The organism is Klebsiella sp. NPDC088457 (assembly GCF_044900465.1).
Taxonomy (GTDB): Bacteria; Pseudomonadota; Gammaproteobacteria; order Enterobacterales; family Enterobacteriaceae; genus Klebsiella.
On sequence record NZ_JBJDNH010000015.1, the window covers coordinates 43,284 to 58,914 of the forward strand.

The window sequence follows — 15,631 nt, forward strand, 5'->3', positions numbered from 1 at the left end:
AAAAAGGACAGCCTCAAGCTGTCCTTTTTTGTTGGCTTTCCCCGGATCGCAAGGTGAGGGCGCTGGCGCCGTCAGCCGGGAAGGTGGGCGGCTAGTCCGCGCGGCCCATATAACGGCTTTCTTCGATATGGATGCGAATTTTTTCGCCGGTCGTCAGGTATTCCGGAACCTGAATCACCAGACCGGTGCTCAGGGTGGCCGGTTTGGTGCGGGAGCTTGCCGACGCGCCTTTGATGCCCGGTGCGGTTTCAACGATTTCCAGATCTACGGTCTGCGGCAGTTCCAGCGCCAGCAGCTGGCCGTCCCAGGTCAGAACCTGCATATCCGGCATGCCGCCTTCCGGTATGAACAGCAGTTCTTCTTCAATCTGCTCTTTGGTGAAGGTATACGGCGTATAGTCTTCTTTATCCATAAACACGTATTCGTTGCCGTCGACATACGAGAAGTCAACGAAACGACGGGTCAGGGTCACGGTGTCGACGATATCGTCGCCCTTGAAGCGTTCTTCCACTTTCAGACCGGTACGCACGTCAGAGAAACGCATTTTGTACAGCGTCGCTGCGCCACGGGCGCTCGGTGACTGAATATCTATATTTTTCACAATCAGCAGCTTGCCGTTGTAATTCAGCACCATACCTTTTTTAATTTCATTCGCTCTTGGCATTGCAGTAATCCTGTCGCTTAACGGTTCAAAAAATATCGCGTAAAACTACTCGCGCCGGGCCTTTCAGGCAAGCGGAATTCGCGAGTTTTGCTATCTCCTGATAAAACGTTTAGGCTGTGCCGAGAACCGCATCATCAAGAGAGTCATTTATGGAATGTCGTATCGATTGCGGTGCCTGCTGTATCGCCCCATCTATCTCATCACCGATCCCCGGAATGCCGAACGGCAAGCCCGCGAACACACGCTGTGTTCAGCTTTCCGAAAATAACCTGTGCAACATTTTTGAGTCACCGTTAAGACCTAAAGTCTGCGCCAGCCTGCAGCCGGTTTTGGAAATGTGCGCCACCAGCCGTGACGAGGCGATGACCTATCTGATTGAGCTGGAAGCGAGTACCGCGCCTTAAACGTCTTTAATTCGCCACAGACAAAGCTGGGCGACCGCGGCCATGCCGAGCGCAATCCAGAACACCGCATGATAGTTCCAGATCTCCGCCACCACGCCAGCCAGTGAGCCGGCGATAATCCAGCCGACGCGGGTGGTATTCGTGTACAGGGTGGTCGCCGCTCCGGCCTGGCCCGGCATCAGGTCCTGGAAATAGAGCATGCCAATTCCCGCCAGAATACCGATAAAGATCGCATTCAGCGCCTGCATCGCCAGCAGCAAAGCGGGCGTATGCACCAGCAGCATACCGATGTAAAACAGCAGCCCAGCGGCGGAGGCAAGACGCATCAGGAAACGCTTGCCGAAACGTCTGGCATAATAGCCCGCGATCAGCATCGTCGGGATTTCGAGCCCGGCGGCGGTGCCCATCATCACTCCGGCCAGCTTCTCTGACAGATGCAGTTCATTAATGACATACAGCGGCATATTAATGATGTACAGACTGTTGATGCCCCACATTAATGTACAGACGCTGAACAGCAGCAGCGCATCGCGGCGGTTGGTGCGCGGCGCTTCCAGATGACCGACGTCGGCTTTTTTCTCTTTGCGCATACCCGGCAGGAACAACCACACCATCGCCCCGCAGATCACGAAGGCCAGCGCGGCGCAGAGATACATCACGGTAAAGCCGAATCCCATCGCCAGCGCGTAGGCCAGCGGCGGCCCGATAACCCACGCCAGAGAAACCTGGGCGCGCAGAATGGAGCTGAACATCACCGCTTCCCGGCCGGTCTTATCCGCATGCTCGCGGGCAAGGGCGAACATCTGCGGGTTGGCGGTGGAGCCGAAGCTGCTGAGGAAGACGCCGACGAAGAGCAGAATAAAGTAGTTGCGGTTCCAGGCAAACAGCAGGCAGGCCAGGACCCCTAACAGGCAGCAAAAGACGATCAGCCGTTTACGGTCGCCCTGACGATCCGAGCGGCCGGCGAGAAACTGACTCACCGCAATGCCGATGACCGCGCTGCCGGTAAAAAAGAAACCGACCATCGCCGGGCGCACATGCACTTCATTGCTCAAAAACAGACTCAGGGTCGGCGTTTGCAAGGCCCCGGCCATTCCGGTCAGGAAGGCGACGATCAGGAAGGCGGAAGAGGTGAAATCGAAGCCGCGTCGAGGGAGGGCGGCGCTACTGTTTTGCATGTGCGGTTATCTGTGATGGCTGGAGCTGCGGAGTTTACGCCGCCCGTCAGAAAATGAACAGTAGTATGGTATGAAAAATCAAAAAGCAGTTTCAAAATAGCATGTTCAGCAAAAGCTGACGCCGGGCTGAAAGTTGGCGTCTGGCTTCAGCAAAAATGTGCGGCATCTCTAATTTCTGTTATCAGGTTGCTAACAGATCTTGCGCGGTGGGTAAGAAAGGTACAGACTCATTGAAACGTTTCAGCGTCATCCGCCGTTTCTTTCGCAGCAAGATGACGCCTTTTTTCTCAAAGTAGCTGAAACGATTCAATTCAGCAGGAGAGGAGAACCATGTTCCAGTTATCTGTGCAGGATATTCATCCCGGTCAGCAGGCCGGTAATAAAGAAGAGGCGATTCGTCAGGTTGCTGCCGCGCTGGTCAGCGCGGGCAACGTGGCGGAAGGCTACGTTAACGGGATGCTGGCGCGCGAGCAGCAGACCTCCACCTTCCTCGGCAACGGTATTGCCATCCCGCACGGGACCACCGACACGCGCGATCGGGTGCTGAAAACCGGCGTTCAGGTTTATCAGTTTCCGCAGGGCGTGACCTGGGGAGAAGGGCAGACCGCGTACGTGGCGATCGGCATCGCCGCCAGCTCCGATGAACATCTGGGACTACTGCGTCAGCTGACCCACGTGCTTAGCGATGATTCCGTTGCGGAACAGCTTAAGTCAGCGACCACCGCGGAAGAGCTGCGCGCCCTGCTGATGGGTGAAAAGCAGAGCGAAGCGCTGAAACTGGATAATGAAACGCTGAGCCTCGATATTGCCGCCAGCGACCTGCTGACCTTACAGGCGCTGAACGCCGCGCGTCTGAAAGAGGCCGGCGCCGTCGACGCCGCCTTTGTCAGCCGCGCCATCAATGATAAACCGCTGAACCTCGGGCAGGGGATCTGGCTGAACGACAGCGCGGAAGGCAACCTGCGCAGCGCCATCGCGGTTAGCCGTGCCGCGAATGCCTTTACCGCCGATGAGCAGCCGGTATCGCTGCTGATCACCGTCGCGATGGCGGATGAACAGCCTACCGCGGTGCTGAACCGCCTGAGCAATCTGCTGATTGATAAAAAAGCTGACCGCCTGCTGAAGGCCGACGGCGCCACGCTGCTGGCGCTGCTGACCAGTGATGACGCCATCGCTGAAGACGTGCTCAGCGCCGAGTTTGTGGTGCGCAATGAGCACGGGCTGCATGCGCGTCCAGGCACTATGCTGGTGAATACCATTAAACAATTTTCCAGCGACATTACCGTCACCAATCTGGACGGTTCCGGCAAGCCGGCAAACGGTCGCAGCCTGATGAAAGTCGTGGCGCTGGGTGTGAAGAAAGGTCACCGTCTGCGCTTTACCGCGCAGGGTGAAGATGCGCAACAAGCGCTGGATGCGATTGGCGAAGCGATCGCCGCAGGCCTTGGGGAGGGCGCATAAATGAGCAGACGTGTAGCAACGATTACTTTAAACCCGGCCTATGATCTGGTGGGCTTCACTCCGGATATTGAACGCGGGGAAGTGAACCTGGTGCGGACCACCGGTCTGCATGCTGCCGGTAAAGGCATCAACGTCGCGAAGGTACTGAAAGATCTCGGTATCGACGTCACCGTCGGCGGTTTTCTCGGCAAAGATAACCAGGATGGTTTTCAGCAGCTGTTCAGCGAACTGGGTATTGCCAACCGCTTTCAGGTGGTGCAGGGCCGTACCCGTATCAACGTGAAGCTGACGGAAAAAGATGGCGAAGTCACTGACTTTAACTTCTCAGGTTTTGAAGTGACGGCCGCTGACTGGGAGCGTTTCGTCAACGATTCCCTGAGCTGGCTGGGTCAGTTCGACATGGTTTGCGTCAGCGGCAGCCTGCCGTCCGGCGTCAGCCCGGAAGCCTTTACCGACTGGATGGTTCGCCTGCGTAGCCAGTGCCCGTGCATCATTTTCGACAGCAGCCGCGAAGCGCTGGTTGCCGGTCTGAAAGCCGCGCCGTGGCTGGTGAAGCCGAATCGCCGCGAGCTGGAGATTTGGGCGGGTCGTAAGCTGCCGGAAATGAAAGACGTGATTGACGCCGCCCATGCGCTGCGCGAGCAGGGGATTGCCCACGTGGTTATCTCGCTGGGCGAAGAAGGCGCGCTGTGGGTTAACGCCTCTGGCGAATGGATTGCGAAACCGCCTTCAGTGGAGGTGGTCAGCACCGTCGGTGCCGGGGATTCAATGGTTGGCGGCCTGATTTACGGCCTGCTGATGCGTGAATCCAGCGAGCATACGCTGCGCCTGGCGACCGCCGTTGCCGCGCTGGCGGTCAGCCAGAGCAATGTTGGTATTACCGATCGTACCCAGTTGGCCGCCATGATGGCGCGTGTCGACTTAAAACCCTTTAATTGACAGCAGGAGAGGCATAATGAAAACGCTGCTGATTATTGATGCCGGACTCGGACAGGCGCGCGCCTATATGGCGAAAACCCTGCTGAGTACCGCAGCGCATCAAGCGCATCTTGAACTGACTGATAATCCGAACGATGCCGAACTGGCGATCGTGCTCGGTTCAGCCCTGCCGGCTGATAGCGCGCTGAATGGCAAACAGGTCTACCTCGGCGATATTAATCGCGCGGTTGCTCATCCTGAACTGTTTCTGAGCGAAGCAAAAGGTCATGCCGCGCCGTACGTGGCGCCGGTAACGGCCGCCGCCCCGGTTGCTACCGGCGGCGCCAAACGCATTGTGGCGGTGACCGCCTGTCCGACCGGGGTTGCGCACACCTTTATGGCGGCTGAAGCGATCGAAACCGAAGCCAAAAAACGCGGCTGGTGGGTGAAAGTGGAAACCCGCGGCTCGGTCGGCGCCGGAAACGCGATCACGCCGGAAGAAGTGGCGCAGGCGGATTTGGTCATTGTCGCCGCCGATATTGAGGTCGATCTGGCGAAATTTGCCGGTAAGCCGATGTACCGCACTACTACGGGCCTGGCGCTGAAGAAAACCGCGCAGGAGCTGGATAAAGCCGTCGCGGAAGCGAAACCGTATCAGCCTTCCGGGCAGAGCGGTCAGCAGGCCGATTCTGCTAAGAAAGAGGGCGGCGGCGCCTATCGTCACCTGCTGACCGGCGTTTCTTATATGCTGCCGATGGTGGTTGCCGGCGGGTTGTGTATCGCGCTGTCCTTCGCGTTTGGTATTAAAGCTTTTGAAGTGAAAGACACGCTGGCGGCCGCGCTGATGCAGATTGGCGGCGGCTCGGCCTTTGCTCTGATGGTGCCGGTGCTGGCGGGCTTTATTGCCTTCTCCATCGCTGACCGTCCGGGTCTGACCCCGGGCCTTATCGGCGGTATGCTGGCCGTCAGCGGCGGTTCCGGCTTTATCGGCGGGATTATCGCCGGTTTCCTGGCCGGTTATGTGGCTAAGTTGATCAGCACCAAATTAAAACTGCCGCCGAGCATGGAAGCGCTGAAACCGATTCTGATCATTCCGCTGGTTTCCAGCCTGATCGTTGGTCTGGCGATGATCTACCTGATCGGTAAACCGGTTGCCGCTATCCTCGAAGGCCTGACCCACTGGCTGCAAACTATGGGGACGGCGAACGCGGTGCTGCTGGGGGCAATCCTCGGGGCGATGATGTGTACCGATATGGGGGGACCGGTGAACAAAGCGGCGTATGCCTTCGGCGTCGGCCTGCTGAGTACCCAGACCTACGCACCGATGGCGGCGATTATGGCGGCCGGTATGGTGCCGCCGCTGGCAATGGGGATCGCCACGCTGGTCGCCCGTAATAAGTTCGATAAAGGTCAACGTGAAGGCGGTAAAGCGGCGCTGGTTCTGGGGCTGTGCTTTATCTCCGAAGGGGCAATTCCGTTCGCGGCCCGTGACCCGATGCGCGTCCTGCCCTGCTGTATCGTGGGCGGCGCGGTGACCGGGGCCATCTCGATGGCGGTGGGCGCGAAACTGATGGCGCCGCACGGCGGCCTGTTCGTCCTGCTGATTCCTGGCGCGATTACGCCAGTGCTGGGTTATCTGCTGGCGATTGTCGTCGGTACCCTGGTGGCCGGTCTCTCCTACGCGGTGGTGAAACGCCCGGAAGGGCAGACGGCAGAAAAAGCCGCCTGAGTCAGAGCGCGTTAAGCAAAAGGGCCGAATTATCGGCCCTTTTTTGATCTGCTGGTCAGCGATTCTGGATAATGGCCAGGCGGATTTACCCGCTGGCAAGCGGCGTCAGGCCGAGACGGCTTCGGTCTGCTGCGCCCGTAGCCAGGCAATTTCTTCCGCCCAGATATCCGGATTGATGGTTTCCAGAATCAGCGGAATACCGTCGAAGCGGCTGTCCTGCATGATCCAGCGGAAAGCATCGTGGCCGATATTACCCTCTCCCAGGCTGTGGTGGCGGTCAACGCGGCTGCCGAAGGCGCTTTTCGCATCGTTGAGATGCATACCGCGCAGGTACCTGAAGCCGACGATCCGCTCGAAATCGGCGAAGGTTTTCTCACACTCTTCGGCGCTGCGCAGATCGTACCCGGCGGCGAAGGCGTGGCAGGTATCAATGCACACCCCGACGCGGGATTTATCTTCCACCCCGTCGATGATGGCGGCGAGGTGTTCAAAGCGGAATCCGAGGTTGCTGCCCTGACCGGCGGTATTTTCGATCACCGCGGTGACGCCTTCGGTTTTGGCCAGCGCAATGTTAATCGACTCGGCGATCCGCGCCAGGCACTCCTCTTCCGGTATCTGCTGCAGGTGACTGCCCGGATGGAAATTCAGCAACGTCAGCCCGAGCTGCTGGCAGCGGCTCAGTTCATCAATAAAGGCGTCGCGGGATTTTTCCAGCGCTTCTTCTACCGGGTGGCCGAGGTTTATCAGGTAGCTGTCGTGCGGCAAGATTTGCCCGGGGGCAAAGTGATATTTTTCGCAGGCGGCTTTAAATTCAGCAATGGTCTCTTCGGTCAGCGGGGCGGCGCGCCATTGGCGTTGGTTCTTGGTGAACAGCGCGAAAGCGGTGGCCTTGATTTCGGCGGCGCGAATGGCGGCATTGGCCAGCCCGCCTGAGGCACTGACGTGCGCTCCAATGTATTTCATAAAAAACTCCAGTTAAGCCGCTGGGGGGAAAGTAATAATAGCGGCTTAACTGCAGAGTGACATCAACGAATGATGCCGTCAATCTGCTGCCGATCAGGCCAGCATGCTGTGAATCACCAGGTTGATGGCGCCGCCGCCGATAATCAGCCAGACGAACAACATCAGTGCCATCAGCAGCGGTTTGGCGCCGGCTTTTTTCAGCGCGCTGACGTGAGTGGTCAGTCCCAGCGCCGCCATCGCCATGGCCAGCAGCACGGTATCGAGCGTCACCAGCATGTCGACAACCGGTTCTGGCAGCAGGTGGAAAGAGTTGAATACCGCCACCAGAATGAACAGGATGGCAAACCACGGAATGGTGATTTTACTTTTTTGCCCCTGGCCTTCCGGCGCCAGCTGTTTTACCCGGGCGGCCATGAACAGCAGGAACGGCGCCAGCATCATCACACGCAGCATTTTCGCAATCACCGCGGCGTTCTCAGCATCCGGACTGATGGCGTGCCCGGCAGCGACCACCTGCGCGACTTCATGCATCGTCGACCCCATATAGATGCCATAGGCCTCCGGCGTGAACCAGTGCGCCAGCAGCGGATACATCGCCGGATAGAGGAAGATGGCCAGGGTACCGAAAATCACCACCGTTGCCACCGCGACGGTGACTTTACTGGCCTCCGCTTTCACCACCGGTTCGGTCGCCAGAATCGCCGCCGCGCCGCAGATGCTGCTGCCGGCGCCAATCAGCCAGCTGGTATGTTTGTCGAGACCGAAGACCTTCTGCCCAAGGTAGCAGGCGATGAAAAAGGTGCTGGTCAGCGTCAGAACGTCAATGGCGATCCCGCTGACGCCGACATCGGCAATCTGGGCGAATGTCAGGCGAAAGCCGTATAAAATAATGCCCAGGCGTAATAAGTGCTGCCTGGCAAAGATCACGCCGCCGTCGCACGGCTGCCAGATTTGCGGGTAAAGCGTATTTCCGATGACCATCCCAAATAAGATGGCCAGCGTCAGGGCGCTGAAGCCGGCGCCGGCAATCGCGGGAAAGCTACCCGCCCAGAGAGCTGCGCCGGTAAGCACGGCGGTCAGCGCCAGTCCTGGGATAAAATGCCACACCGTGCGATGTTTTGTCGGTAAAGTGAGTGCTGTCATAACCTTCTCCTTTGTCTGCGGAAAGGTTACGACCTGCTGGTCTAAATATAAAATTGATTATATATTTATAATTAATCGTAATAAGTGGTATACGAGCATTCCCGTGGTTCAGCGCGCGATTCACGGAGCGCGACGGGGTGTCGGCAAGCCACATTGGATATACAGGCAGGATGGGTTATGCATATCACGCTACGTCAGCTGGAAGTTTTTGCTGAAGTTCTCAAGAGCGGTTCCACCACTCAGGCGTCACAAATGCTGGCGCTTTCGCAATCTGCGGTCAGCGCGGCGTTGACCGATCTGGAAGGGCAGCTGGGGGTGCAGCTGTTTGACCGCGTCGGTAAACGGCTGGTCGTCAATGAGCACGGGCGTCTGCTTTATCCGCGGGCGCTGGCGCTGCTCGAACGGGCGGTGGAAATCGAACAGCTGTTTCACGGCGACAACGGCGCGATTCGCGTATCAGCCAGCAGTACCATCGGTAACTATATTCTGCCGGAAATTATCGCCCACTATCGCCGTGATTTCCCCGATCTGCCGCTGGAGCTGAGCGTGGGAAATAGCCAGGACGTAATCAATGCGGTGGCCGATCTGCGCGTGGACATCGGGCTGATCGAGGGGCCCTGTCACGCGGCGGATATCATTGCCGAACCGTGGCTGGAAGATGAGCTGGTGGTGTTTGCGGCGCCGGATTCGCCGCTGCTGGCGGGAGAGGTGACGCTGCAGCGGCTGGCGGAAGCGCCGTGGATCCTGCGTGAGCACGGCTCCGGCACGCGTGAAATCGTTGACTATCTGTTGCTCTCGCATTTGCCGGCGTTCCATCTTGGTATGGAGTTAGGCAATTCGGAGGCCATCAAACATGCCGTGCGCCACGGTCTTGGCATCAGCTGCCTCTCCCGTCGGGTCATCGCTGAACAGCTGGAGGTCGGCTCGCTGGTTGAGCTGGCGGTCCCGCTGCCCAATTTGACCCGCACCTTGTGGCGCATCCACCATCGACAGAAACATATTTCCAAGGCATTACAGCGCTTTCTGCACTACTGTCAGGTGTAAACACTGTAAATTCAACAGCCTGGTTGTCGCGAGCGGGCAGGGGATAAAGGCTGGCATTTCCGCGGATTAGTGCTTTACTAATAATCCATGCTCGATCATGAAGCTCTCTTATAACTTCGCATTTGTACCGGATGGAACCCGGATCGTCTGCTACAATCGCGCCTCGTTTTTTGGATGGATAGCATTTTCACATGGTTTCGGATACTAAAACCACAGAAGCGCCCGGCCTACGCCGTGAATTGAAGGCGCGCCACTTGACCATGATCGCGATTGGCGGTTCCATCGGTACAGGTCTTTTCGTTGCCTCTGGGGCGACAATTTCTCAGGCAGGCCCCGGCGGCGCGCTGCTTTCTTATATTCTGATCGGTCTGATGGTCTATTTCCTGATGACCAGCCTTGGCGAACTGGCGGCCTATATGCCGGTGTCCGGTTCCTTTGCTACCTACGGTCAGAACTATGTCGAGGAAGGCTTTGGCTTCGCGCTGGGCTGGAACTACTGGTACAACTGGGCGGTGACGATCGCCGTCGATCTGGTGGCATCGCAGCTGGTGATGAGCTACTGGTTCCCGGATACTCCCGGCTGGATCTGGAGCGCGCTGTTCCTCGGCATTATGTTCCTGCTGAACTGGATCTCGGTAAAAGGCTTTGGTGAAGCGGAATATTGGTTCTCGCTGATCAAAGTGGCCACCGTCATCATCTTTATTATTGTCGGCGTAATGATGATCGTCGGTATCTTTAAAGGCGCACAGCCTGCGGGCTGGAGCAACTGGGCCATTAATGATGCGCCGTTTGCCGGTGGCTTCTCGGCGATGATTGGCGTGGCGATGATCGTCGGCTTCTCGTTCCAGGGCACCGAGCTTATCGGTATCGCGGCGGGTGAATCCGAGAACCCGGAAAAGAATATTCCACGCGCGGTGCGCCAGGTGTTCTGGCGTATCCTGCTGTTCTATGTGTTCGCGATTTTGATCATCAGCCTGATCATTCCTTATACCGACCCAAGCCTGCTGCGTAACGATGTGAAAGATATTTCCGTCAGCCCGTTCACGCTGGTGTTCCAGCATGCTGGCCTGCTGTCGGCGGCGGCAATTATGAACGCGGTGATCCTGACGGCGGTGCTGTCGGCGGGTAACTCGGGGATGTATGCCTCAACGCGTATGCTCTATACTCTGGCCTGTGACGGGAAAGCGCCGCGTATCTTCTCGAAGCTGTCGAAAGGCGGCGTACCGCGGAATGCGCTGTATGCCACCACGGTGATTGCCGCGCTGTGCTTCCTGAGCTCGATGTTTGGTAACCAGACCGTGTACCTGTGGCTGCTCAATACCTCCGGGATGACCGGCTTTATCGCCTGGCTGGGGATTGCCATCAGTCATTATCGTTTCCGTCGCGGCTATGTGCTGCAGGGGAACGATCTGAACAATCTGCCGTATCGATCGGGGTTCTTCCCGCTGGGGCCGATTTTTGCCTTCGTACTGTGCCTGATTATTACCCTGGGCCAGAACTACGAAGCGTTCCTGAAAGATACCATCGACTGGGGCGGGGTAGCCGCAACCTATATCGGTATCCCGCTGTTCCTGGTGATCTGGTTTGGCTATAAGCTGGCAAAAGGCACCCGTTTCGTACGTTACAGCGAGATGAAATTCCCGCAGCGCTTTAAGCAGTAGCGTTATCGCCCGACCAATAAAGTCTCGTTAACCGTAATGCTGGTCACTTAAGGTGGCCAGCATTTTTTTATGGGCGATCGTCAGCTGACGTGATGCGGACAACGGTAGTTTGGGTGAACGCAGGTTTCTTCGCTCATGCTGTAAATATCCCGCAACGTACCACAACGATATGCCTGGCCCAAACCACCGTAAAAAAGAGGGCAGGCTCGCCTGCCAGAGGTGTTGAAAAGCTGGCTGAGCGGCATAAAAAAATCCGTAATCTCTGTGAGATTACGGATTCTTACCTGGCCGCAGGCGCGCTCAACCGATCTTTAACCGATCGACATTCCGCTTAAGCGGGGCTTTTTCATCACCGGCTGATCAGAAACTGTAGGTCAGGCCCACGGTATAACGGCGGCCATCCAGTACCGTATCGTAGGTATCGTAATCAATCTGCTTATCGAGAACGTTATACACCCCGGCGGAAACCAGCAGGTTTTTGTTGGCGTTGTAGCGCAAGCCGAGATCCACCTGAGTATAGGACGGGGTCCCCTTCGCCATGGAGGTACGGCTCAGATACTCGGAGGTTTTGCCGCGGAAGTTCAGGCGGCTCCAGAAACCGACGTCCGGCGTGGCCTGCCAGTCCAGAGTGGTGTTGAACATATTTTTCGGCATTTTGTTCAACGGCTTACCAGAGAACTGGCCGCTCTTCTGCTCTGACTGGGTATAGGTGTAGTTCGCCGTCCAGTTCAGGTCGCGGGTGATCTTCCAGCCGAAGGTCGATTCCACGCCGCGCATATTGGCTTTATCGACGTTGACGCGATCGCTGACGAAGTCATAGCTGGTATTACCGATGGTGCAGGCCGGGTCGGCCTTGCTCTCACAGCGACGTACTTCGGTGATCTTGTTTTTAAAGTCGGTGTTGAACAGCGTGACGCCGGCGTTCAGGTTGTCGTTGTTATCCCACAGCAGGGCAATCTCTTCGCTCAGGCTCTTTTCCGGCTTCAGATCGGGGTTGCCGACGATAATGCCGTCAAGGCGGCCGCCGCCGGTCACCTGGCCCCAGCTGGCGGAAGACTGACGCAGATCCGGCGCGCGGTAGCCCGCGGAAACGCCGCCTTTCAACGTCCACTGCTCGGCAAGATGCCAGACGCCGTAGCCGCGCGGCGTCCAGTTGGTGCCGTAGTTTTCGTCTTTATCCATGCGCAGACCGCCGGTCAGCGTAAAGCTTTCGGTCATGGCCCACTCATCTTCAGCAAACAGCGCCCAGCTCCAGCGGGTCAGTTTGCTCAGGCCGTCGGCGGCCTCCAGCTGGTTACCTTTATCGCTCAGTTTCTCATAACGATACTGTCCGCCCAGCGTCAGGGTGTGATCGCCAAGGAAGACCTGGTTCTGGTTGTTAAAGGTCGTATTGTACGATTTCATCTTACGCCCGGGGTTGTTGGTCTCTTCCTGCTGGGCGTAGCTGGTGGTGTTGAAGTCGTCGTAATAACCGCTATGGGTCAGAGAATAGGTGGTGTGTTCATAGCGGGATTCGCTTTTGCTATTGGGCGTACAGACATTGCCGCGGCAGCTCTCCTCAGCCATTGACATCCCCGGGGTGCTGTTGCGGTCCTGCAGTTCACGCGCGTAATCGAAATCGAAGTCGTTTTGGTCATCGGGGGTGAAGTTCAGCGTCACGCCGCCGTTGCGCATTTTCTGCTCGTTGAAGCCGTTTTCGATTTTATCTTCCGCTCGGCGTGAGAGCAGACCCGTCACTTTTGCCCCCAGCAGGCCGTCAATCAGCGGGCCGGAAGCGTAGACGTTGGTCTGGAACAGGTCGCCGGAATCGTTGTTTTCCTGGAAAGTCGCGTCGCCATGCAGCGACCCTGTCCAGGCTTTGGTATTGGACACTTTTTTGGTAATGATGTTAATCACGCCGCCCATGGCATCGGAGCCATAGAGCGAAGACATCGGCCCGCGGATGACTTCGATGCGCTCGATGGACTCCAGCGGCGGCAGCCAGCCCTGTTCGATCCCGGAGTTATCGCTGTTCGGGCGGGTGCTGCGGGTGCTGACGCGCTTACCGTTGACGAGGAACAGGGTGTACTGGGAGGACATGCCGCGGATGCTGATATCGCTGCTGCTGCCGCCGCCCGTGACCACCACGCCGGGGACATCTTTCAGCGCGTCGGTGACGTCGCGGTAGGCCTTATCTTCAATCTGCTGTTTGCTGATAACAGAGATAGAGGCGGGCGCATTCTGAATTTTCTGCTCAAAGCCCGTAGCCGTAATGACCATCGTTTCATCGGCTGCGTGAACAAGCTGCGGAGTCGCGGCTGCGCATATGGCGGCGGCAAGTACCTTAATGCGAGGTATAGTCATTTTTACATTCCATTTCAAATGAATAAATCTCCATCGGGCTAACCCTGAGAACCGTATTTATTTGTCTTGTAAGAACTCTGAATGATGGAGAGAAGAAGGAGGGATTGTACAAAAAAATGTTATTTTGTAAACATTAATGATAATTGAAATCATTTGTATTTACTTGGCGAGAGATTAAATGAGCCTAAATTCAAAAAGATAGGGAGATGTAAAGATGGAGGGACTCAGCCCTCCTGTTTCATTTGATGAGGTGTCTGGCGTGAAAACGCAGATGGTCTTCGATAAAGGAGGCGATGAAATAGTAGCTGTGATCGTAGCCGGGCTGAATTCTCAGGGTTAACGGCCAGTCTTTTTGCCGGGCGACCTCGGCGAGGACCGCCGGCTGCAGCTGCAGGGCGAGGAAGGTGTCGTTATCGCCTTGATCGATCAGGGTGGGGATGGCGTCGGTCCCCTGGCTGGCCTGCATTAATGCGCAGCTATCCCACGCCTGCCATGTCGACTCATCGGCGCCCAGATAGGCGCTGAACGCTTTCTGCCCCCATGGCACCTGCGCGGGATTCACGATGGGCGCGAAGGCCGATACGCTGACGAAACGGCCCGGGTTTTTCAACGCCATGATCAGCGCGCCGTGTCCGCCCATGGAGTGGCCGCTGATAGCGCAGCGCTCACCGACGTTAAACTGGCTGCCAATAAGCTGCGGGAGTTCATCGCGAAGATAGTCATACATCCGGTAGTGTGCGGACCACGGCGCCTGGGTGGCGTTAAGATAGAACCCGGCGCCTTTACCCAGGTCGTAACCGGCGTCATCGGCGACGCTATCGCCGCGCGGGCTGGTATCCGGCATCACCAGCGCAATGCCCAGCTCTGCGGCAATGCGCTGTGCGCCGGCCTTGGTGGTAAAATTTTCATCGTTGCAGGTCAACCCTGATAGCCAGTAGAGAACCGGCGGCGGAGTGTCTGTGCGCAACGGCGGTAAAAAGATGCTGAACGTCATTGAACAGTTCAGGGTACTGGAGTCGTGTCGCCAGCGTTGCTGCCGACCTTCGTAACAGCGATGCTCTTCAAGCAATTCCATGCCGGGCTCCTCAGGAAGATAAGTGCACGTAATAAGCCATAATACAGATATTTCATGCGCCCGTGAGCAACTTTCACTTTCTCCTTTGATGAACCTATTGCATCATTAATGCAACTTTTAGCCAACATGCCGGCTGCTGCCATGTGAGGCGAGATGGCGTTCAGCCACGGTAGTGTATAAGGCGTGGCGATGGGCGGCGTTGCATCATTGATAAGCGGTACGCGGAAGCCGTCGCGAGATATCAATAGCTAACGCAAATTTCAACAATTATCGTTTCGGCTACTGGATTATGTGCGCCACCTCACGCACAATGAATGCAAACTTTGCCCGCAGAAGAGCAAAGAGCGCCACACCTGCAGGAGAACCTAAATGTCAGCACTGAGTAAAGAAGCCATACTCGTTCATGAAGCGCTGGTCGCTCGTGGGCTGGAGACGCCGCTGCGTCCGCCAGTACAAGAAATTGATAATGAAACTCGCAAGCGTCTGATTGCCGGACACATGACCGAGATTATGCAACTGCTGAATCTTGATCTATCTGATGACAGCCTGATGGAAACGCCGCATCGTATCGCCAAAATGTATGTCGACGAGATCTTTTCCGGGCTGGATTACGCCAGGTTCCCAAAAATCACCGTTATCGAAAACAAGATGCAGGTGGATGAAATGGTGACCGTGCGTGATATCACGCTGACCAGCACCTGCGAACACCACTTTGTCACCATCGATGGTAAGGCGACGGTGGCCTATATTCCGAAAGATTCGGTGATTGGCCTGTCGAAAATCAACCGCATCGTGCAGTTCTTCTCCCAGCGCCCGCAGGTGCAGGAGCGACTGACGCAGCAGATTTTAACCGCGCTGCAGACGCTGCTGGGTACCAGCAACGTGGCGGTGTCCATTGATGCGGTGCATTACTGCGTGAAGGCGCGCGGCATCCGTGACGCCACCAGTGCGACCACCACCACCTCATTGGGCGGCTTGTTTAAATCCAGTCAGAATACCCGCCAGGAGTTCCTGCGCGCCGTCCGTCACCACAACTAAAAACGGAGCA

13 protein-coding genes are annotated in these 15,631 nt (G+C 56.9%); 7 read left to right on the forward strand and 6 right to left on the reverse strand.

All coding sequences use genetic code 11. From position 1 onward, the window contains the following. Nucleotides 1-91: 91 nt before the first annotated feature. A complete protein-coding gene (gene yeiP, locus ACI2JR_RS11710; RefSeq protein ID WP_004864815.1) occupies nt 92-664 on the reverse strand; it encodes an elongation factor P-like protein YeiP in 573 nt (190 codons plus the stop codon). A gap of 149 nt (nt 665-813) precedes the next feature. Between yeiP and ACI2JR_RS11715 the strand changes: the two genes are divergently transcribed. Continuing rightward, nucleotides 814-1,068 (forward strand): YkgJ family cysteine cluster protein, encoded by a 255-nt coding sequence (locus ACI2JR_RS11715; protein WP_132725492.1) that lies wholly within the window; start codon nt 814-816, stop codon nt 1,066-1,068. Here ACI2JR_RS11715 and setB read toward each other — a convergent pair. Then, nucleotides 1,065-2,246, reverse strand: coding sequence for a sugar efflux transporter SetB (gene setB / locus ACI2JR_RS11720; protein ID WP_132725490.1), 1,182 nt, complete (start codon nt 2,244-2,246; stop codon nt 1,065-1,067). The two genes, ACI2JR_RS11715 and setB, sit on opposite strands and share 4 nt — an antisense overlap. Nucleotides 2,247-2,576: 330 nt before the next feature. On the opposite strand from setB, the gene fruB reads away from it, so the two are divergent. From fruB to fruA, 3 genes are read left to right on the forward strand one after another with little or no spacing between them, the layout of a single operon-like run. After that, nucleotides 2,577-3,707: a fused PTS fructose transporter subunit IIA/HPr protein gene (gene fruB, locus ACI2JR_RS11725; protein ID WP_132725488.1), complete on the forward strand. Its 1,131-nt coding sequence runs from the start codon at nt 2,577-2,579 to the stop codon at nt 3,705-3,707. Continuing rightward, entirely contained in the window at nt 3,708-4,646 is a 939-nt protein-coding gene (gene fruK / locus ACI2JR_RS11730; protein WP_132725485.1) for a 1-phosphofructokinase, read from the forward strand. Nucleotides 4,647-4,662: 16 nt separating this feature from the next. After that, entirely contained in the window at nt 4,663-6,354 is a 1,692-nt protein-coding gene (fruA, locus tag ACI2JR_RS11735) for a PTS fructose transporter subunit IIBC (RefSeq protein ID WP_132725483.1), read from the forward strand. A gap of 105 nt (nt 6,355-6,459) precedes the next feature. Here fruA and nfo read toward each other — a convergent pair whose 3' ends face one another. Then, the gene (gene nfo, locus ACI2JR_RS11740) at nt 6,460-7,317 is read right to left on the reverse strand and encodes a deoxyribonuclease IV (protein ID WP_132725481.1); all 858 of its coding nucleotides are present in this window, start codon (nt 7,315-7,317) and stop codon (nt 6,460-6,462) included. A 93-nt stretch (nt 7,318-7,410) separates the two neighbouring features. Next, entirely contained in the window at nt 7,411-8,460 is a 1,050-nt protein-coding gene (locus tag ACI2JR_RS11745; protein WP_132725478.1) for a YeiH family protein, read from the reverse strand. Nucleotides 8,461-8,637: 177 nt separating this feature from the next. Between ACI2JR_RS11745 and yieE the strand changes: the two genes are divergently transcribed. Next, complete coding sequence (gene yieE, locus ACI2JR_RS11750) at nt 8,638-9,504, forward strand: DNA-binding transcriptional regulator YeiE (protein ID WP_132725473.1); 867 nt, start codon at nt 8,638-8,640, stop codon at nt 9,502-9,504. 191 nt (nt 9,505-9,695) lie between these two features. Beyond that, nucleotides 9,696-11,165 (forward strand): amino acid permease, encoded by a 1,470-nt coding sequence (locus tag ACI2JR_RS11755; protein ID WP_132725470.1) that lies wholly within the window; start codon nt 9,696-9,698, stop codon nt 11,163-11,165. Nucleotides 11,166-11,525: 360 nt separating this feature from the next. Here ACI2JR_RS11755 and ACI2JR_RS11760 read toward each other — a convergent pair whose 3' ends face one another. Next, complete coding sequence (locus ACI2JR_RS11760; protein WP_132725467.1) at nt 11,526-13,508, reverse strand: ligand-gated channel protein; 1,983 nt, start codon at nt 13,506-13,508, stop codon at nt 11,526-11,528. Nucleotides 13,509-13,746: 238 nt separating this feature from the next. After that, nucleotides 13,747-14,583: an S-formylglutathione hydrolase gene (fghA, locus tag ACI2JR_RS11765; RefSeq protein ID WP_132725464.1), complete on the reverse strand. Its 837-nt coding sequence runs from the start codon at nt 14,581-14,583 to the stop codon at nt 13,747-13,749. 369 nt (nt 14,584-14,952) lie between these two features. Here fghA and folE point away from each other — a divergent pair, with 369 nt between their 5' ends. Further along, nucleotides 14,953-15,621, forward strand: coding sequence for a GTP cyclohydrolase I FolE (folE, locus tag ACI2JR_RS11770; protein WP_132725462.1), 669 nt, complete (start codon nt 14,953-14,955; stop codon nt 15,619-15,621). Nucleotides 15,622-15,631: the final 10 nt, after the last annotated feature.

Excerpts from the sequence above, each read along its gene's own strand:
- yeiP (WP_004864815.1), bottom strand. The coding sequence starts at position 664 with ATGCCAAGAGCGAATGAAATTAAAAAAGGTATGGTGCTGAATTACAAC.
- ACI2JR_RS11715 (WP_132725492.1), top strand. The coding sequence starts at position 814 with ATGGAATGTCGTATCGATTGCGGTGCCTGCTGTATCGCCCCATCTATC.
- setB (WP_132725490.1), bottom strand. The coding sequence starts at position 2,246 with ATGCAAAACAGTAGCGCCGCCCTCCCTCGACGCGGCTTCGATTTCACC.
- fruB (WP_132725488.1), top strand. The coding sequence starts at position 2,577 with ATGTTCCAGTTATCTGTGCAGGATATTCATCCCGGTCAGCAGGCCGGT.
- fruK (WP_132725485.1), top strand. The coding sequence starts at position 3,708 with ATGAGCAGACGTGTAGCAACGATTACTTTAAACCCGGCCTATGATCTG.
- fruA (WP_132725483.1), top strand. The coding sequence starts at position 4,663 with ATGAAAACGCTGCTGATTATTGATGCCGGACTCGGACAGGCGCGCGCC.
- nfo (WP_132725481.1), bottom strand. The coding sequence starts at position 7,317 with ATGAAATACATTGGAGCGCACGTCAGTGCCTCAGGCGGGCTGGCCAAT.
- ACI2JR_RS11745 (WP_132725478.1), bottom strand. The coding sequence starts at position 8,460 with ATGACAGCACTCACTTTACCGACAAAACATCGCACGGTGTGGCATTTT.
- yieE (WP_132725473.1), top strand. The coding sequence starts at position 8,638 with ATGCATATCACGCTACGTCAGCTGGAAGTTTTTGCTGAAGTTCTCAAG.
- ACI2JR_RS11755 (WP_132725470.1), top strand. The coding sequence starts at position 9,696 with ATGGTTTCGGATACTAAAACCACAGAAGCGCCCGGCCTACGCCGTGAA.
- ACI2JR_RS11760 (WP_132725467.1), bottom strand. The coding sequence starts at position 13,508 with ATGACTATACCTCGCATTAAGGTACTTGCCGCCGCCATATGCGCAGCC.
- fghA (WP_132725464.1), bottom strand. The coding sequence starts at position 14,583 with ATGGAATTGCTTGAAGAGCATCGCTGTTACGAAGGTCGGCAGCAACGC.
- folE (WP_132725462.1), top strand. The coding sequence starts at position 14,953 with ATGTCAGCACTGAGTAAAGAAGCCATACTCGTTCATGAAGCGCTGGTC.